This is a genomic window from Oceanicella actignis, from assembly GCF_900111545.1.
Taxonomy (GTDB): domain Bacteria; phylum Pseudomonadota; class Alphaproteobacteria; order Rhodobacterales; family Rhodobacteraceae; genus Oceanicella; species Oceanicella actignis.
In genome coordinates, this window is sequence record NZ_FOHL01000003.1 from 399,864 (window position 1) to 417,713 (window position 17,850).

General features: G+C 74.3%; 15 protein-coding genes and 1 tRNA gene. 10 read left to right on the plus strand and 6 right to left on the minus strand.

The window, feature by feature from the left end; all coding sequences use genetic code 11:
- The first annotated feature begins 2 nt into the window (after nucleotides 1-2).
- Entirely contained in the window at nucleotides 3-1,655 is a 1,653-nt protein-coding gene (gene recN / locus BMW67_RS07060; RefSeq protein WP_072746234.1) for a DNA repair protein RecN, read from the plus strand.
- A 465-nt stretch (nucleotides 1,656-2,120) separates the two neighbouring features.
- Here recN and BMW67_RS07065 read toward each other — a convergent pair whose 3' ends face one another.
- Together BMW67_RS07065 and BMW67_RS07070 are read right to left on the minus strand one after the other, a co-directional pair.
- Complete coding sequence (locus BMW67_RS07065; protein ID WP_072746233.1) at nucleotides 2,121-2,558, minus strand: DUF1330 domain-containing protein; 438 nt, start codon at nucleotides 2,556-2,558, stop codon at nucleotides 2,121-2,123.
- 17 nt (nucleotides 2,559-2,575) lie between these two features.
- A complete protein-coding gene (locus tag BMW67_RS07070; protein ID WP_072746232.1) occupies nucleotides 2,576-3,949 on the minus strand; it encodes an FAD-binding oxidoreductase in 1,374 nt (457 codons plus the stop codon).
- Between the two features lie 147 nt (nucleotides 3,950-4,096).
- Here BMW67_RS07070 and BMW67_RS07075 point away from each other — a divergent pair, with 147 nt between their 5' ends.
- Together BMW67_RS07075 and BMW67_RS07080 are read left to right on the plus strand one after the other, a co-directional pair.
- A complete protein-coding gene (locus BMW67_RS07075; protein ID WP_083581134.1) occupies nucleotides 4,097-4,651 on the plus strand; it encodes a thioesterase family protein in 555 nt (184 codons plus the stop codon).
- Between the two features lie 294 nt (nucleotides 4,652-4,945).
- Complete coding sequence (locus BMW67_RS07080) at nucleotides 4,946-6,586, plus strand: chloride channel protein (protein ID WP_072746570.1); 1,641 nt, start codon at nucleotides 4,946-4,948, stop codon at nucleotides 6,584-6,586.
- Nucleotides 6,587-7,045: 459 nt separating this feature from the next.
- Here the strand turns inward: BMW67_RS07080 and BMW67_RS07085 are convergent, their stop codons facing one another.
- Entirely contained in the window at nucleotides 7,046-8,851 is a 1,806-nt protein-coding gene (locus BMW67_RS07085) for an aminopeptidase P family protein (RefSeq protein ID WP_072746231.1), read from the minus strand.
- Nucleotides 8,852-9,024: 173 nt separating this feature from the next.
- On the opposite strand from BMW67_RS07085, the gene BMW67_RS07090 reads away from it, so the two are divergent.
- On the plus strand, nucleotides 9,025-9,492 hold the full coding sequence (locus tag BMW67_RS07090; protein ID WP_083581133.1) for a DUF2147 domain-containing protein: 468 nt from the start codon (nucleotides 9,025-9,027) through the stop codon (nucleotides 9,490-9,492).
- A 12-nt stretch (nucleotides 9,493-9,504) separates the two neighbouring features.
- Here BMW67_RS07090 and BMW67_RS07095 read toward each other — a convergent pair whose 3' ends face one another.
- Nucleotides 9,505-10,392: a hypothetical protein gene (locus BMW67_RS07095; protein ID WP_072746229.1), complete on the minus strand. Its 888-nt coding sequence runs from the start codon at nucleotides 10,390-10,392 to the stop codon at nucleotides 9,505-9,507.
- A 183-nt stretch (nucleotides 10,393-10,575) separates the two neighbouring features.
- Between BMW67_RS07095 and BMW67_RS07100 the strand changes: the two genes are divergently transcribed.
- The 3 genes from BMW67_RS07100 (at nucleotide 10,576) to BMW67_RS07110 (ending at nucleotide 11,849) form a co-directional block, all read left to right on the plus strand.
- Nucleotides 10,576-11,103, plus strand: a complete 528-nt coding sequence (locus tag BMW67_RS07100) for a cold-shock protein (protein WP_072746569.1) — start codon at nucleotides 10,576-10,578, stop codon at nucleotides 11,101-11,103.
- Nucleotides 11,100-11,627, plus strand: a complete 528-nt coding sequence (locus tag BMW67_RS07105) for a DUF192 domain-containing protein (RefSeq protein ID WP_245728477.1) — start codon at nucleotides 11,100-11,102, stop codon at nucleotides 11,625-11,627. Before BMW67_RS07100 ends, BMW67_RS07105 begins: the two co-directional genes overlap by 4 nt.
- Before the next feature lie 145 nt (nucleotides 11,628-11,772).
- Nucleotides 11,773-11,849 (plus strand) — tRNA-Pro (locus BMW67_RS07110).
- Between the two features lie 26 nt (nucleotides 11,850-11,875).
- Here BMW67_RS07110 and BMW67_RS07115 read toward each other — a convergent pair.
- Complete coding sequence (locus BMW67_RS07115) at nucleotides 11,876-12,853, minus strand: GlxA family transcriptional regulator (protein WP_072746228.1); 978 nt, start codon at nucleotides 12,851-12,853, stop codon at nucleotides 11,876-11,878.
- A 158-nt stretch (nucleotides 12,854-13,011) separates the two neighbouring features.
- Here BMW67_RS07115 and BMW67_RS07120 point away from each other — a divergent pair, with 158 nt between their 5' ends.
- The 3 genes from BMW67_RS07120 (at nucleotide 13,012) to msrP (ending at nucleotide 16,738) form a co-directional block, all read left to right on the plus strand.
- Nucleotides 13,012-14,391, plus strand: coding sequence for a class II 3-deoxy-7-phosphoheptulonate synthase (locus tag BMW67_RS07120; protein ID WP_072746227.1), 1,380 nt, complete (start codon nucleotides 13,012-13,014; stop codon nucleotides 14,389-14,391).
- A 10-nt stretch (nucleotides 14,392-14,401) separates the two neighbouring features.
- Nucleotides 14,402-15,286, plus strand: a complete 885-nt coding sequence (gene serB / locus BMW67_RS07125) for a phosphoserine phosphatase SerB (RefSeq protein ID WP_072746226.1) — start codon at nucleotides 14,402-14,404, stop codon at nucleotides 15,284-15,286.
- Between the two features lie 465 nt (nucleotides 15,287-15,751).
- Entirely contained in the window at nucleotides 15,752-16,738 is a 987-nt protein-coding gene (msrP, locus tag BMW67_RS07130; protein ID WP_072746225.1) for a protein-methionine-sulfoxide reductase catalytic subunit MsrP, read from the plus strand.
- Between the two features lie 208 nt (nucleotides 16,739-16,946).
- Here msrP and BMW67_RS07135 read toward each other — a convergent pair whose 3' ends face one another.
- Nucleotides 16,947-17,837: a LysR family transcriptional regulator gene (locus BMW67_RS07135; protein WP_072746567.1), complete on the minus strand. Its 891-nt coding sequence runs from the start codon at nucleotides 17,835-17,837 to the stop codon at nucleotides 16,947-16,949.
- Between the last annotated feature and the right edge of the window lie 13 nt (nucleotides 17,838-17,850).

The following is a 17,850-nucleotide window of genomic DNA, read 5'->3' on the forward strand; positions in this document are numbered from 1 at the left end:
CCATGCTGCGCAGCCTCGAGATCCGCGACATCGTCCTGATCGAGCGGCTGTCGCTCGACTTCGCGCCGGGGCTCAACGTGCTGACGGGCGAGACCGGCGCCGGCAAGTCGATCCTGCTCGACGCGTTGGGCTTCGCGCTGGGCGGGCGTGGGCGGGCGGACATGCTGCGCGCCGGCGCCGCGGAGGGCTGGGCCGCGGCCGCCTTCGAGCTGCCGCCGGGCGCGCCCGCCCGCGCCGTGCTGGACGAGCTGGGCATCGACGCCCCCGATGACGAGCTGGTGCTGCGCCGGCGCGTGGCGGCGGGCGGGCGCAGCGCCGCCTTCGTCAACGACCGCCGCGTCTCGACCGAGGCCCTGCGCCGACTGGCCGAGACGCTGGTCGAGGTCCACGGCCAGCATGACGACCGCGGCCTTCTGAACCCGCGCGGGCATCGCGCCATCCTCGACGCCTATGCCGAGGCCGAGGCCGATCTGGCGCGCCTGCGCGCCGCCTGGCGCGCCGCGGCCGAGGCCGACGCCGCCCTGGCCCGGGCGCGCGCGCGGCTTGAAGAGGCCGCCCGCGACGCCGATTTCCTGCGCCATGCCGTGGCCGAGCTGGAAGAGCTTGCGCCCGAGCCGGGCGAGGACGAGCGCCTGGACGCCGAGCGGCGCATGCTGCGCGCCGCCGCCCGCATCCGCGAGGACGTCGCCCGCGCCGCCCAGGCGCTCGGCCGCGACGGCGCCGAGGGGGCGATGAACGACGCGCTGCGCTGGCTCGACGGCGCGGCCGAGGCGGCCGAGGGGCGGCTCGACGGGCCGCTCGCCGCGCTCGAGCGCGCGCTGGCCGAGTTGGCCGAGGCGCAGGCGGGGGTCGAGGACGCGCTCGAGGCGCTCGACCTCGACCCGATGCGGCTCGAGGCGGTCGAGGAGCGGCTTTTCGCCCTGCGCGCGCTGGCCCGCAAGCATCGCGTCCAGCCTGACGAGCTGCCCGAGCTGGCGCGCGCCCTGTCGGCGCGTCTGCGCGACCTTGACGCGGGCGAGGACCGCATCGCCGAGCTCGAACAGGCGGCGCGCGCGGCGCGGGCGGATTACGACGCGGCCGCGCAGGCGCTGTCCGAGCGCCGGCGCGCGGCCGCGTCGCGGCTGGACGCCGAGGTGGCGCGCGAGCTGGCGCCGCTGAAGATGGAGCGCGCGCGCTTCGACACCCTGATCGCCCCCGACTCGCCCGGCCCCGAGGGCGTCGATCGGGTCGAGTTCATGGTCGCGCCCAACCCCGGCGCGCCCGCCGGCCCGCTGGCGCGCATCGCCTCGGGGGGCGAGCTGTCGCGCTTCTTGCTGGCGCTGAAGGTGTGCCTGGCCGGGCGCGGCGGCGCGCAGACCATGATCTTCGACGAGATCGACCGCGGCGTCGGCGGCGCCACGGCCGATGCGGTGGGCCGGCGGCTGGCGCGGCTGGCGCAGGGGGCGCAGGTGCTGGTCGTGACGCACTCGCCCCAGGTGGCGGCGCGCGCGGCGCATCACTTCCACATCGCCAAGGCGGTCGAGGGCGGCGTGGCGCGCACCACCGTCAAACCCCTGTCGGCGGCCGAGCGCGAGGACGAGCTGGCGCGCATGCTGGCGGGCGAGTCCATCACCGACGCCGCGCGCGAGGCCGCCCGGGCCCTGCTGGCGGGCTGACCGCCCGGCGCGCACCGAACCGGCGCCCCGCGGCGGCGCGGGCCGAAGGGGCCGGGGGCGCCGGCCCGCCGGGGGGCGCGCCCCGGCCGCGCCCCCGGACCCGCTCCGGCGCCGATCAATTTTCCGTCATCGGCGCCGGGCCTACGCGGCGCGAAACACGCGGCCCGGCCCGGCCCGACCCGCAGCCCGTCGCGTCCGGCGCCGGCCCGGCGCGACGCTGGGCGCGCGCCCGGCGGCAGCCTTGGGCGCGCCCCGCGCCGTCGGCGGCGGGCGCCGCGAGCGATGCGGGGCGGTTTCGAAGGCGCGGCCTCTCGCCCCGCGACCGGCGGACGCGGCGCGGCATTGCGCGTTCGCGCGCGGGAAAGGGGCGCGGCGCCGTCATCCTGGCGATCGGCGCGGCCGGAGCGGGTGCGCCGCGGCGCCGGGCCGGGGCGAAGGCGCCCCGACGGCCCCGCCGCGCGTCCGTCAGCCGAAGGCGTCGGCCCCCTCGGCGGGGGCGCAGCGGATGAGGCGCGAGGTGCGCACCGCCGCCTGTCGATGCGTCACCGCGCGGCGGTATTCGGGATCGGTGACCATGGCCAGGAACGCCGCCGTATCGGGATAGCGGGCGACGAAGGCGATGTCCCAGCGCTCGTCCCGTGGGCCGATCAGCGTCAGCTCGGGGCGCCCGCGCCAGACGATGCGCCCGCCCACGCGCTTGAACACGGGCGCCGAAGCGGCGCCGTAGCGCGCATAGGCCTGCGCGCCGGTCAGCCCCTCGGCCGCCTCGGGGCGGTCTTCGGGATAGGCCGCGCGCGCGCGCAGGGCGACGAGGTTGAGCATCTCGATCGGCGCGTCGCGGGGCAGGGCCTTGAAGGCCTCGAAGGCCGCGCGCTCGGGGTCGATATGGGCTTCGGCGGGCATGGGCGCTCCTTTCACCGTCAGTTGATCTGCACGACCTTGCCGGGGTTGAGGATGTTCAGCGGGTCCAGCGTGCGCTTGATCTGCGCCATGACCTGCCAGGCCTCGCCATGCTCGGCGGCCATGTAGGGGATCTTGCCGCGGCCGACGCCATGCTCGCCCGTCACGGTGCCGCCCAGCGCCAGGGCGTTGAGGTTCATGCGGTGGGTCAGGCGCCTGGCCTCTTCCAGGTCCTCGGGCGAGTCGGGGTCGAGCAGGTAGGCGACGTGGAAGTTGCCGTCGCCCACATGGCCCAGGATCGAGCCGCTCAGGCGGCTCTGGGCGATGTCGGCGGCGGCCGCCTCGATCGCCTCGGCCAGGCGCGAGATGGGCACGCACACATCCGTCGTCAGCGCCCGCGCGCCGGGGCGCTGCGCCTTAAAGGCGAAATAGGCGTTGTGCCGCGCGGACCACAGGCGGTTGCGCTCCTGGGCGTCGGATGTCCAGCGGAAGCCCTGCGCGCCGTGCTCGTCGGCGATCTCGCCAAAGCGCGCGGCCTGCTCGGCGACCCCGGCCTCGGAGCCGTGGAACTCGAGGAACAGGTGCGGGCGCACGGGCAGGTCGAAGCCGGCGTAATCGTTGAAGGCGGCGATCGAGGCGGCGTCCAGGAACTCGATGCGCGCGACGGGGATGCCGCTCTGGATCGTCTCGATGCAGGCGTTGACCGCGCCGCCCACGGTCTCGAAGGCGCAGGTCGCGGCGCTGACCGCCTCGGGCTGGCCATGCAGGCGCACGGTCAGCTCGGTGATGACCGCCAGCGTGCCCTCCGAGCCCACGATCAGGTTCTTGAGGTCATAGCCCGACGAGGACTTGCGCGCCCGCGTGCCGGCGCGGATCACGCGCCCGTCGGCCAGCACCGCCTCGAGCGCCAGCACGTTCTCGCGCATCGTGCCGTAGCGCACCGCGTTGGTGCCCGAGGCGCGCGTCGCGGCCATGCCGCCCAGCGTCGCGTCCGCGCCCGGATCGACCGGAAAGAACAGGCCCGTGGCGCGCAGCTCCTCGTTCAGGCGCTTGCGCGTCACGCCGGGCTGGACCACCGCGTCCATGTCGGCCTCGTGCACCTCCAGGATCCGGTCCATGCGGCTCATGTCCAGGCTCAGCCCGCCCTCGAAGGCCAGGGCGTGCCCCTCGAGCGAGGTGCCCACGCCCCAGGGCACGATCGGGCAGCGCTCTTCGGCGCACAGGCGCACGATGGCGGCCACCTCCTCGGTCGTCTCGGGAAAGGCGACGGCGTCGGGCGGGGTGACGGGGTAGTAGGTCTCGTTGCGGCCGTGGTGTTCGCGAATGGCGGCGGCGGTCGACAGCCGCGGCCCCAGCATCGCTTCCAGCCGTTCGATGGCGTTCTCGATGGACATGCGCGCCCTCCCTTGCTCGGCTTCGACGATAACGGCGCGCGCGCCCGGCGCAAGGCGCGCGGCGCGGGCGCGGGGCGGGGCGCTTGCCATGGCGCGGAAAAACGTGTGCTCTTCGCGGGCCAAGCGACAGCAAGGAGGACGGACCCCATGACAGATCGCGCGGACGCCGCCCCGCAGGGCGCATCCGGACAAGCCCCGGGCGCCGGCGCGCCCGTTTTCGAGGCCGCGCCCATCCGCGGCCCCGAGCTGGTCGTGCCGCCCGAGTGGATCGACTACAACGGGCACATGAACGTGGCCTACTACACCATGGCCTTCGACAAGGGCGCCGACCACATCTTCGACGAGGTGCTGGGCATCGGCGAGGCCTATGCCCGCGATCACCGCATGGGCCCCTATGTGGTGCAGCAGACGCTGCATTATGTGGGCGAGCTGCTCGAGGGAGAGCGCTTCTTCATCGAGATGCGGCTGCTCGACCATGACGAGAAGAAGCTGCATCTCTACATGGAGATGAAGCGCGCCTCGGACGGGTCGCTGCGCGCGACGACCGAGCAGCTGGTGGTGAACGTGGATCTGGAAAGGCGCCGCTCGACGCCCTATCCCGACTGGGCGCTGGCGCGGATCCGCGCGCTGGCCGAGGCGCAGGCGGGGCTGCCGCGCCCCGAACGGGCGGGGGCCAGCGTGGGCATCCGCCGCAAGGGCTGAGGCCGCACGCGCGCAGGCGAAGGCGGCCGGCGGGGCCGCCCCGCGAAAGGGCGAGAGGGCATGGGGAACGACGAGGCCAAGGCGCGCCGAGGGTTGGCCGCCGCCGGAGGCGACGCGGGGAACGAGGCTGGGGACGACATGGGGGACGACGCGGCGGGCGCGGCGCCCGGGCCGTCAGGCGCGGCCGGCGACGGGTCGGCGCGCGGCGGCGCCGGCGCAGCCGCGCCCCGAGCGCGCGAGCGCCTGCGCCGTCATGCCAGACGCCGCGCCGCCGCGGCCCTGCGGCGCGGGCGCGTGGCGGCCCGCCGCGCCGCCGTCGAGGGCTGGAGCGCCTTGCGCCAGCGCGGCCCGGGCCAGGCGCAGTTCTGGCTCATGGCCCTGTTCCTGGGCCTGGCCGCGGGGGGCGCGGCGATCCTGTTCCGCCTGGCGATCTCACAGATCCAGACTCTGATCTACGGCGCCGACGACGTGCGGCTGCACTCGACGCTCGAGCGCACGCACTGGGCCGTGGTGGTGGGCGTGCCGGTGCTGGGCGGGGCGCTGGTGGGATGGATCCTGAGCCGCTTCACCGATGACGGCAAGGCGCGCTCGGTGGCGCATGTGATCGAGGGCGCGGCCCTGCGCCGAGGCAGGGTCGAGCTGCGCGCGGGGCTGGCCTCGGCGGCGGCGTCGCTGGTGACGCTGTCCACCGGCGGCTCGAGCGGGCGCGAAGGGCCGGTGGTGCATCTGGCGGCGGTGATCTCGTCCTGGGTGTCCGAGCGCATCCGCGCCACGCCCATGACCGCGCGCGACCTGATGGGCTGCGCCGTGGCGGCCGCGGTGTCGGCCAGCTTCAACGCGCCCATCGCCGGCGCGCTGTTCGCGCAGGAGGTGATCCTGCGTCACTTCGCCCTGCACGCCTACGCGCCGATCGTCATCGCCTCGATCGCGGGGGCGGCGCTGGGCCGTGCGACGATGGGGAACGTGACCGAGTTCGTTCTGCCGCCCCAGTCGCTGAGCTTCTATCAGGAGCTGCCGGCCTTTCTTCTGCTGGGGCTGGTGTGCGGGCTGACGGCGGTGGCGCTGATGCGCGCCATCTTCCTGGCCGAGGATGTGGGCGACCGGGCGCAGGCGCTGCTGCGCATCCCGGCCTGGGCGCGCCCGGCGGCGGCGGGGCTGCTGCTGGGGCTGATCGCGCTGCGCTTTCCGCACATCATCGGCGTGGGCTACGAGACCACCTCGCGCGCGCTGACCGGCGCGTTGGGCCTGCGCGAGGCGGTGCTGTTCGCCGTGGTCAAGGCCGCGGCGGTGGCGATCACCTTCGGCGGGCGCATGGGCGGCGGCGTGTTCTCGCCCTCGCTGATGATGGGGGCGCTGACGGGGCTGGCCTTCGGCACGGTGGCGGTGGCGCTCTTTCCGGCCATGTCCGGGGGGCAGACGCTTTACGCCCTGGCGGGGATGGGCGCGGTCGCGGCGGCGGTGCTGGGCGCGCCGATCTCGACCACGCTGATCGTGTTCGAGCTGACGGGCGACTGGCAGGCGGGGCTGGCGGTGATGGCGTCGGTGTCGCTCTCGACCCTGGTGGCCTCGCGCATGGTGGACCGCAGCTTCTTCCTCACCCAGCTTGAACGGCGCAACCTGCATCTGGCCGAGGGACCGCATCGCTGGGCGCCCGCCACCATCGCGGTGCGCGACGTGATGCGCCTGGCCGGCGCCGAGGACGGCCCCTCGCTGAGCGCGGCGCAGGCCCTGATCGAGCAGGGGGCGGTTCTGCGCATGGACGACACGCTCGAGCGGGCGCTGCCGATGTTCGCCCGTCATTCTGGCCCGATGCTGCCCGTGGTGGCCGAGGGCGAGGACGGTCGCCCCGAGCTGATCGGCGCGGTCTTTCACCTGGACGCGCTGCGCGCCTATGTGCGCGTGCTGGAGGAGAACCTGCGCGAAGAGCATGGCTGAACGCCCCGCGCCGCCGCCCGTCCGCCGCCCGTCCGCCGCCGCCCGTCCGCCGCCGCCCGTCCGCCGCCGCCCGTCCGCCGCCGCCCCGCGCTTGCCCCCGTCGCGGCCGGGGCCCGCCGGCCGCTGCGCCTTGGGCCGGGACGCGCGCGGCCGCGGCGGCGATGCGGCAAGGCGGCGCCCCGCAGCGACGCCGCCCCGAAGCCGCCCCGAAGCGGCCCCGAAGCCGCTTCAAGCCGCCGCGCGGCGGCCCGGCGGGCGCGGCAACGCCGCCAGGCGCCGCGTCCGCGCCCGCGTCCCGGCCAGGAGATCGCGCACGGATCGCCGGGCCAGGTCGCCGGGCCAGGGTCGCGGGGCCAGGCCGCCGCGTCCGGGCGCGCGCGCCGGCCGGGCCCTGTCGCAAGGCGCATGGCGCGCACGGACCCCGGCGGCGGGATCGCGCCGCCCCTGCGCGCAAGGCGCTCAGAGCGGGGCGCAGGCCTCGGCCAGCCAGGCGGCGTCCTCGTCCTCGAGCAGCGGCCCGATCTCGGCCAGCACCCGCGCGTGATAGGCGTCGAGCCATGCGCGCTCGTCGGGCGCAAGCAGATCGGGCGCGATCATCGCCCGGTCGATGGGCGCAAGGGTCAGCGTCTCGAAGCTCAGCATCTCGCGCTCGCCGCCCTCGGGGATCTGCGCGGGCGCGACGGCCAGCAGGTTCTCGATGCGGATGCCCCATGCGCCCTCGCGATAGACGCCGGGCTCGTTGGACAGGATCATGCCGGGCAGCAAGGGCTCGTCGGTGCGGCGCGACAGGCGCTGCGGCCCCTCGTGCACGCTCAGGAAGGCGCCGACGCCATGGCCCGTGCCGTGGTCGTAATCCAGCCCCGCGCGCCACAGCGCCGCGCGCGCCAGCGGGTCCAGATCGCGGCCCGTCAGCCCCTTGGGCCAGCGCGCGCAAGACACCGCGATCATGCCCTTGAGCGCCAGGGTGAAGGCGCGCCGCGCCGCCTCGGGCGCGGCGCCGACGGCGACGGTGCGGGTGACGTCGGTGGTGCCCTCGGGATACTGGCCGCCGCTGTCGATCAGCAGCACGTCGCCCGGCCGCACCGCGCGGTTGGTGGCGCGGGTGACGCGGTAATGGACGATCGCCCCATGCGGGCCGGCGCCGCAGATCGTGTCGAACGAGATGTCGTGCAGCCGCCCGGTCTCGGCGCGCATGCGCTCGAGCTGGACGACGACGTCGATCTCGGTCAGCGCGCCGCCCGGCGCCTCGGCCGCCAGCCAGCGCAGGAAGCGGCTGAGCGCGGCGCCGTCCATGCGATGGGCGGCGCGCGCGCCGGCCAGCTCGGCGGCGTTCTTGACCGCCTTGGGCAGGATGCACGGATCGCGCCGCCACACGATCTCGGCCCCCGCCGCGCTCAGCCGCTCGGACACCGCCGCCGGCGCGCTGGCGCGGTCCACCGCCACCTTGCGCCCCTTCATGGCGTCGAGCGCGGGGCCGAAATCCTCGGCCCGCGCCAGCGAGACGTCGGGGCCCAGATGCGCGCGCAGCTGCGCGTCAAACTTGGCCGGATCGGCGAAAAGCTGCGCGCGGCCATCGGCATGCAGCAGCGCGAAGGCCTGCACCACCGGGGTGCGCGGCACGTCGGCGCCGCGGATGTTGAGCAGCCAGCAGATCGAATCGGGCAGCGTCAGCGCGGCGGCGTCCAGCCCCTCGGCGGCCAGCTCGGCGCCCAGCCGCGCGCGCTTGGAGGCGGCGCTTTCGCCCGCCAGCCGCTCGGGGTGGATGAAGGCCGGCGCGGACGGGGCCGGGGGCCGGTCGGTCCAGATCGCGTCCACAAGGTTCTCGACCGGCGCCATCTCGCCGCCGCGCGCGCGCACGGCCCTAGTCAGGCGGTCGAGCTCGTCGCGCGGATGCAGCCACGGATCGTAGCCCAGGCGCCCGCCCTCGGGCAGGGCCTCGCGCAGCCAGGCCTCGGGGCGCTCGGTCTCGATGCGGCGGATTTCGAAGCTGGCGGGGTCGGTCTGCGCGCGCGCCTGGATGTCGTAGCGCCCATCCACGAACAGCGCCGCGCGCGTCTCGAGCGCGACGCACAGCCCGGCCGAGCCGGTGAAGCCGGTCAGCCAGGCCAGGCGCTCGTCGCGCGGGGCCACCTGCTCGCCCATATGCGCGTCGGCGCGCGGGATCAGAAAGCCGTCCAGCCCGGCCGCCTTCATGCGCGCGCGCAGCGCGGCCAGCCGCGCCGGACCCTGCGAGGGATCGGCCGAATCGTCGAAGCTCTGGAACATCTGCTCTCCATTGCGCTGGGCCGCCGCGGGCGGCGGGCTTGTCCGTGGCCGCGCAGGCTAGGCCCGAAGCGGCGCCGGTGGAAGGGGCGGCGCGCGGGGGCTGGCGCCGCGGCGCGCGGGCGCTACCTTCCAACGAGCCCGTCGGCGCGGCGGGCGCAGCAAGGGAGAAGAGCATGCGTTGGTTTGCGTCAGGAGCGGCGGCGGCCATGATCGCCGCGGCGGGCGTTGCGGGGGCGGTCGAGCAGGACCCCGCCTTCGGCGAATGGCTGGTCGAATCGGGTTCGGCGATCGTGCGCATCGCCCCATGCGCGGGCGAATCGGCCTGCGGCGCCATCGTCTGGCTCGCCAGGCCGAAGGACGAAAGCGGCGCGCCGCAGACGGACGCGGCCAATCCCGATCCGGCGCTGCGCGAGCGCCCCCTGTGCGGCATGACGTTCCTTTCGGGCTTCTCGCGCGAGAAGCCGGGCGTGTGGACGGGCGGCCAGATCTACAACGCCGAGGATGGCGAGACCTACAGCGCGCGCATGGAGGTTCGCGACGACGGCAAGCTGCATCTGCGCGGCTATGTCGGCCTGCCCATCTTCGGCAAGTCGCAGACCTGGACGCGGGCCGAAGGCGATCGCGGCGGCTGCAAGGGCTGAGCGCCGCCGCCCTCAGCGCCGCAGCGCGCGGCGCAGCGTCGCGGCGGCGACGGTTTCGAGCGCGGGCGGGGCCAGTCCGGCGGCCACGACCAGCGGCCGGCCCCGCGGATCGCGCAGGGTCAGCACCTCGGCGAAGCGGCCGCGCTCGAGGCCCAGCGCGCGGCGCGATCCGGTCAGCCGCGTCGGCCCGTCCGGGCCGCGGAGCTCGGCTTCGGCCGTGTCGTCGGGCCGGATCAATACGCGCAGCCGCTCGCCCGGAGCGGGGTGGAAGGTCAGCCGCCGCGCGCCGCCTGCGGCGGGCTCCTCGCGCGAGGCGAGGGTCAGCGCCAGGCCCCAGGCCGGCCCCAGAACCCGCGCGCCGGCGCCGGGCGCATAGGCGTAGGCGTCGGGCGGAGCGGTCAGCGCGTCGCCGACCGCGATCAGCGCGCAGCCGCATCCATCCTCGCGCCCGGCCCGGCGCAGCTGCGCGCGGCACGCGGCCAGCGCCGCCATGCCCGCCTGCGCGTCGTCCCCGGAGGCGCCTGCGGATGCGGCGCGGGCCGGGCAGCTTGGGGGCGGCGCGCCGATGGCCAGCGCGCGACCCGCGGCGGGGGCGGTCAGAAAGGCGCGGCCCTCGGGCGCGCCGAAGATCAGCGGCGCATGGCGCGCGTCGGTCTTGCGCGCGCGCCGCGCGCCCGAGCGCAGCGCATGGGCGTGGGCGGCCGCGGCCTGGGCGATGTTGCCGTCATGCTCGGGCCCGTCCGAGACGAACAGCGCCGGCGCGCGCGCGATCAGCAGCGGCGCGTCGGCCGGATCGGCGGCGGCGTGCGGCGCGGTCGTGCGCGCGGGCGCGCAGCCCCAGGCGGCCAGCGCGGCGGCCAGCAGCGATGCCGCGATGCGCCCGGTCACGGGCGCGGGCATGCGGGCCGCAGCGGGCGCGCGTCCATGCGCCGGCGGCCCTGGAAACGGGCCTGCCGGATTTTTGCCGCATTTGGCCACAATTCATATTGATTCATCTGGTTTCCTTGCGGCGAGTCGTCGATTCGCCGTATAGAGGAACAGGGGCTTGGTCCGCTAGCGGGTTCATAGACATTGGGGGTTCATTTGACTGGGGAAGTTGTCAACGCGTCCCGGCTGATCAAGGGTCGGGTCAAGTGGTACGACGCCGAGAAGGGCTACGGCTTCGTGATTCCGGCCGAGGGGGGGCCGGACGTGATGGTTCATGCGGCGGTGGTGCGCGCCTCGGGGCGCAGCGGCCTCGAGGAAGGTGCGATCGTGACGCTGACCGTCATCCGCGGCGAGCGGGGGCTGCAGGCGACCGAGATCTCGTCGGTGACGGCGCCGACGCCGGCCGAAATCGCCGCCGCGCGTCCGACCGAGATCGCCAAGATCGCCGAGCCCGAGGGCGATTTCCTGCCCGCGCGGGTCAAGTGGTTCAACAAGCAGAAGGGCTTCGGCTTTCTGAACGTGTTCGGCGATCCCGAGGACATCTTCGTGCACATGGAGACCCTGCGCCGCTTCGGCTTCCAGGATCTGCAGCCGGGCGAGGCGGTCTGCGTGCGTCTGGTCAAGGGGCCGCGCGGGGCGATGGCCGGCGAGCTGTGCCGCTGGGAAGAGGTCGTCAACAAGTGAGCCGTCGCCGCGCGGCCGCCCTTGCGGCGGCGCTGGCGCTGGCGGGCGGGGCGCAGGGCGCGCGCGCCGCCCAGCCCGCCGACGCCTGCGCCGAGGACGCCGCCGTTCTGCGCCCGGCCGGGGGCGGCGCGGCGGCGCGATTCTCGGTCGAGATCGCCGACGACCCGGCCGAGCGCGCCCGCGGCCTCATGGGCCGGCGCGCCATGCCCGCCGATCACGGCATGCTGTTCGTCTTCGAGACGCCGCGCCCCGTCGCCTTCTGGATGAAGGACACGCCGCTGCCGCTGGACATCCTGTTCATCGACGCGCGCGGCGTGGTCACGCGCGTGCACGAGCGCGCGACGCCCTTTTCCGAAACCCCGTTGCCCTCGGGCGGCCCGGCGGCGATGACGCTCGAGATCAACGCGGGCCTCGCGCGGCGGCTGGGCCTGGGGCCGGGCGCGCAGCTGCGCCATCCGCGGCTTGACCAGACGCGCGCCGCCTGGCCCTGCGCCGCGCCGGACCAGGCGCGGCGGCCGGGCTGAAGCGGCCGGGCCGACGCGGACGGGCTGAATCGGCGGGGGCCCGCGCTGCGGCGACGCCCCGCGCATGTCCCGCCCCGCGCCTCGCCGGGCTGAAGCGGTCGGGGGCTGGCGCCGCGGCGCGGCTTTGTGTAATCGCTTGAATCGTCGGGGCGTGGCGCAGCCTGGTAGCGCGTCGGTTTTGGGTACCGAAGGTCCTCAGTTCGAATCTGGGCGCCCCGACCATCGCGCCCGCCCGCGCCGGGCGCGGCTCACTCCGGCCCCGAGATCCCGCGCTCGCGATACGGGGTGCGGTTGTAGCGGCTGCGGTAGCATTTCGAGAAATGCGAGGGCGAGGTGAAGCCGCAGGCCAGCGCGATGTTGATCACCGACATGTCGGTCTGCAGCAGCAGGCGCCGCGCCTTCTCGAGCCGCAGCTCGAGGTAGTAGCGCTTGGGCGAGCGATCCAGATAGCGGCGGAACAGCCGCTCGAGCTGGCGCGTGGACATGCCCGCCGCCTCGGCCAGCGCGGCCGCCGAGATGGGCTCCTCGATGTTCTCGTTCATCATGCGGATGACCTGCGCCAGCTTGGGATGGCGCACGCCGATGCGCGCGGGCACGGACAGGCGCTGGGGGTCGCCCTCGGCGCGGGGGGTCGAGTAGACCAGCTGGTCGGCCACCTCGCCGGCCAGCTCGGCGCCGTGCTCGGCGGCGATGATCCGCAGCATCATGTCCGCCGACGAGGCGCCCCCCGCCGCGGTCATCCGGTCGCCGTCCAGCACATAGACATGGCCGCCCAGATCGACCTCGGGGAACTCTTCGGCGAAGCCCTCGCGGTTCTCCCAGTGGATGGTGGCGCGCCGCCCGTCCAGAAGCCCGGCCCTGGCCAGCACATGCGCGCCGGTGCACACCGCGCCCATGGCCACGCCGCGCCGCGCCTCGCGCCGCAGCCAGTTGATGAGCGGCCGCGTCGCGCGCTTCGCCACGTCGATCCCCCCGCATATGATCGCCGTCGCCTCGCGCGGGCATTCCTGCAACGGGCCGTCCACGCGCAGCTCGACGCCGCATGAGGCGCGCACGGGCTCTCCGCTCTCGGACAGGACGCGCCAGCGGTAGAGCGTGCGCCCGGACGCCATGTTGGCGATGCGCAGCGGCTCGATCGCGGCGGCGAAGGCGATCAGGGTGAAGTCCTCGAGCAGGACGAACACGAATTCGCGCGCGGGCTGCGCGCCGGGCGTGGCTTCGGTCATCGCGGGCGGCCTTTGACCATGGGGAAGGCTGTCGACGTCTGGCCGACCATTGCGGCCTGCGCGGCGCGCCGTCAAGCGCGGCTTCGCGCGTGCCTTCTGGCCACGGGGCGCGCGCTGCGCTATAGCGGGCGCGGAAGTTCGAATGAAGGAGAGCCGCCATGACCGCGCCCTGGACCAAGGACGGTTGGCGCGCCCGCAAGGCGCTGCAGATGCCCGAATATCCCGATCCCGCCCGCCTGGCCGAGGTGGAGCGCAAGCTGGCCGGGTATCCGCCGCTGGTCTTCGCGGGCGAGGCGCGCGCGCTCAAGGCCAAGCTGGCCGAGGTGGCGCAGGGGCGGGCCTTCCTGTTGCAGGGCGGCGACTGCGCCGAAAGCTTCGCCGAGTTCTCGGCCGACAACATCCGCGACACCTTCCGCGTGCTGTTGCAGATGGCGGTGGTGCTGACCTTCGGCGCCAAGCGCCCGGTGGTGAAGGTGGGGCGCATGGCCGGCCAGTTCGCCAAGCCGCGCTCCTCGCCGACCGAGCTGGTGGACGGCGTCGAGCTGCCCAGCTATCGCGGCGACATCATCAACGACATGGCCCCGACCCCCGAGGCCCGCACCCCCGACCCCGAGCGCATGCTGCAGGCCTATCTGCAGTCGGCCTCGACGCTGAACCTGCTGCGCGCGTTCAGCCAGGGCGGCTTTGCGGACATTCACCGGGTGCATGCGTGGAACCTGGGCTTCGCCTCGGGCACGCCGGGCTCCGAGCGCTACCAGGCGCTGGCCGCGCGGATCTCGGACGCGCTCGACTTCATGACCGCCGCCGGGGTCAATCCCGACAATTCCGAGCGCATGAAGCGGGTGGACTTCTACACCTCGCACGAGGCGCTGCTGCTGCCCTATGAAGAGGCGCTGACGCGCGTCGACTCGATCACCGGCAAGCCGGTGGCCGGATCGGGGCACATGCTGTGGATCGGCGACCGCACGCGCCAGCCCGACGGCGCCCATGTCGAGTTCTGCCGCGGCGTCATCAACCCGATCGGCCTCAAATGCGGCCCCAGCCTGTCGCCGGACGAGCTGCTGCGCCTGATCGACATCCTCAACCCCCAGAACGAGCCGGGCCGCCTGACGCTGATCGCCCGCTTCGGCGCCGGGCGCGTGGCCGAGCATCTGCCCGGCCTCATCCGCGCGGTCGAGCGCGAGGGCCGTCAGGTGGTGTGGTCGTGCGATCCCATGCACGGAAACACGATCAAGTCCGAGTCGGGCTACAAGACCCGACCCTTCGACGCCGTGCTGCAGGAGGTGCGCGAGTTCTTCGCCATCCACAAGGCCGAGGGAACCCATGCCGGCGGCGTGCATTTCGAGATGACGGGCCGCGACGTGACCGAGTGCACCGGCGGCCTGCGCGAGGTGACCGACGCCGACCTGTCCGACCGCTATCACACCGCGTGCGATCCGCGCCTGAACGCGGCGCAGGCGCTCGAGCTGGCCTTCCTGATCGCCGAGCAGCTCGAGGAAGAGAACCGCGAGGCCGCGTCCGCCGCGGCGCAAAGCTGAGCGCGGTGGCATGTCGCATCTGATCGTGCTGACCTCGGCCCGGGGCGTGTCCGACGCCCAGGCCGAGGCCGCCGCCAGGGCCGCCGGCGCCGGCGCCCCCCGGCGCCTTGGCCGGGGCGGGGTCGAGCTGGATCTGGACGGCGCCATGACGCCCGAGGCGCGCGCCGAGGCTCTGGCGCGCGCGCGCGCGGCGCTGGCCGACGCCGAGGTGGACGTCAACGCGGTCCCGCGCGAGGGACGGCGCAAGCGCGTTCTGATCGCCGACATGGACAGCACCATCATTCCCGTCGAGTGCATCGACGAGATCGCCGACTTCGCCGGGGTCAAGCCGCGCGTGGCCGAGATCACCGAGCGCGCGATGCGCGGCGAGCTGGATTTCGACGGCGCGCTGCGCGCGCGCGTGGCGCTGCTGGCGGGCCTGCCGGCGGCGGCGCTCGATCGCGTGCTGGCCGAGCGCATCTCGCTCAACCCCGGCGCGCGGACGCTGGCGCGCACCATGGCCGCCCAAGGCGCCGTGACGGCGCTGGTCTCGGGCGGCTTCACGCATTTCGCCGAACCCGTCGCGCGCATGGCGGGCTTCGCGCGTCATCAGGCCAACCGGCTGCGCATCGCCGAGGGCCGCCTGACGGGCGAGGTCGAAGAGCCCATCCTGGGCCGCCAGGCCAAGCTCGAGGCGCTGCGCGCGCTGTGCGCCGAGATCGGCGCCTCGCCCGCCGAGGCGGTCGCCGTGGGCGACGGCGCGAACGATCTGGCCATGATCGAGGCGGCGGGGCTGGGCGTGGCCTATCGGGCCAAGCCCGCCGTGGCCGCCTGCGCCGACGCGGCGCTGCGCTGGTCGGATCTTTCGGCCATCCTGCACCTTCAGGGCCTCGGCGAAGATCAGTTCGAGAACTGAGCGCCCCCGCGCCCCCGCGCCCCCTTTCCCCCGCGCCGCCGGCTTCGGCATGGCGCGCCCGGCCGCGCCGATCGCGACCGCCGATCGGCGGCGCGCGCAAACGGCCGAGCCCGGCCCGCCGCCGGGCGCGATGCCGGCGCCGAGGCGGCGCGGTTCGCCGCGTCGGTCGGGACCGGCGGTCGGCAATGCCCGGGAACGGCTCGTCGCGGCCTGCCGCCGGGGCGATGCCGGCGCCGATGCGAATCGGTCCTCTGCACCGGTCGGGATTGCGGCTCGGCGATGCCCGGGAACGGCCCGTCGCGGCGCGCCGCGATGGGGCCGCGCGAGCGGCGGCGCGCACAGCTGCGTGATCGCGCGCGCGCGGCCATGGACGCCCCCGGGCCGCGCGCTAGGCTGAAAGGGCGCGCCGCCGGCGCTGCGCAGGCGCGGCCCGCGCGACTCGTCCGATTCGCAGGAGATCGCCCCATGTTCATCCACCGCCGCCCCCGCTGGCGCCTGAGCGAGAACCGCGTCACCCCCGAAAGCGTCTATCAGGGCCGCCGCGCAGTCCTTGCCGCGCTGGGCCTTGGAGGCGCGGCGCTGGGGCTGGCGGGCCTGGGCGCCGCATGGCCCGAGGGCGAGGCCGGCGCGGCGCCTTTCGAGGCCCCCATCGCGCCGCCGCCGCCCCGCAATCCGGCCTTCGCCGACGCCGGCCGCCCCCCGACGCCCGAGCGCATCGCCGCGCGCTACAACAATTTCTACGAGTTCGGCTCGCACAAGCAGATCCACGCCCGCGCCCAGGCGCTGGTCGTCGATCCCTGGACCATCGTCATCGACGGGCTGGTCGATAAGCCCTTCGAGATCGGCTTCGAGGATCTGCTTGCGCGCATGCCGATCGAAGAGCGCATCGTCCGCCATCGCTGCGTCGAGGCCTGGTCCATGGTCGTGCCCTGGATCGGCTTTCCCCTGGCCGAGCTGGTGCGCCTTGCCGCGCCGCGCGCCGAGGCGCGGCATGTGCGCTTCGAAACCGTGCTCGACCCCGAGGCCATGCCCGGCCAGCGCCAGAGCTGGTATCCGTGGCCCTATGTCGAGGGCCTGACGCTGGCCGAGGCGACGAACCCGCTGGCCTTCATGGTGACCGGCGCCTATGGCAAGACGCTGCACAAGCAGTTCGGCGCGCCGCTGCGCCTGCACCTGCCGTGGAAATACGGCTTCAAGTCGATCAAGTCGATCCGCCGCATCTCGTTCGTCAAGGAACGCCCCGTCTCGTTCTGGGAAACGCTCCAGCCCGACGAGTACGGCTTCTGGGCCAATGTGAACCCCGACGTGCCGCACCGCCGCTGGTCGCAGGCCGACGAGCGCGACATCGCCACGGGCGACCGCATCCCGACCAGGCTGTTCAACGGCTATGCCGAAGAGGTCGCGCATCTTTATGCGGGCATGCCGCAGCAGGGCCGCGATCTGTGGTTCTGAACGCCGCCCCGGCGCGCCCGCCCGCGCCGGCGCAAAAAAAAAGCCGAGCGCGAGGCTCGGCCAAGTCCAACAGGGAGGTATGTCACAGCGTCGAAGCATCGTCGCCCTGACGCGGTTGATATATGGCCGCCTTATCGAATGTGCAACTGCAACATAAGTCGAAGGCGCGATTGCATGGCGGATTTGCAACAGGCGCATGGCTCGGCGGTCAGCCCGCCAGCAGGCCCTCGGCTTCCAGCTCCTCGAGCACGAAGTCGCGGAACACGGCCACGCGCTTCGAGCGGCGCAGCTCGGTCGGGTAGACGAAATAGACCGGGATGTCGGCGCTGTGCAGCTCGGGCAGGACGTTGACCAGCGATTCCTCGCCGCGCGTCAGATAGTCGGGCAGGGCGCACACCCCCAGCCCGTTCAGCGCCGCCTTGTAGAGGCCGAAATAGTTGTTCACCGTCATGCGCGACTTGCGGTTCTCGGCCAGGAAGGGGGCCAGGAACTCGGCCCCCGCGGCCACCTGCGGCGCGCCGGGGCTGTAGCCCACAAGCCGGTGCTCGCGCAGCTCTTCGGGGCTGCGCGGCTCGCCATGGGCGGCGATGTAGGCGCGCGAGACGTAAAAGCGCATGCGCACGGTCATCAGGCGACGGCGAATCAGGTCGGCCTGGCTGGGCTCCTTCATGCGGATGGCCACGTCCGCCTCGCGCATGGGCAGGTTCAGCACCGCCTCGGTCAGGTTCAGATCCAGCTTCAGCTCGGGATAGCGCGCGAACAGCTTCGCCAGCCGCGGCGACAGCCACATGGTGCCGAAGCCGATGGTCGTGGTCACGCGCAGCTCGCCGAAGATGTCGTCCTTGCTGTCCTTGATGCGGGCGGCGGCGGTCTCGAGCTGCCGCGCCATCTCGCGCGTGGCGTGATAGAGCAGCTCGCCCTGCTCGGTCAGCAAGAGCCCGCGCGCGTGGCGGTGGAACAGCGTCGCGCCGATCTCTTCCTCCAGCGCGCGGATCTGGCGGCTGACGGCGGACTGGCTCAGATGCAGCGTCTCGCCGGCATGGGTCAGGCTGCCCACCTCGGCCACCGCGTGAAACACGCGCAGCTTGTCCCAGTCCATGTTCTTGCCCCGT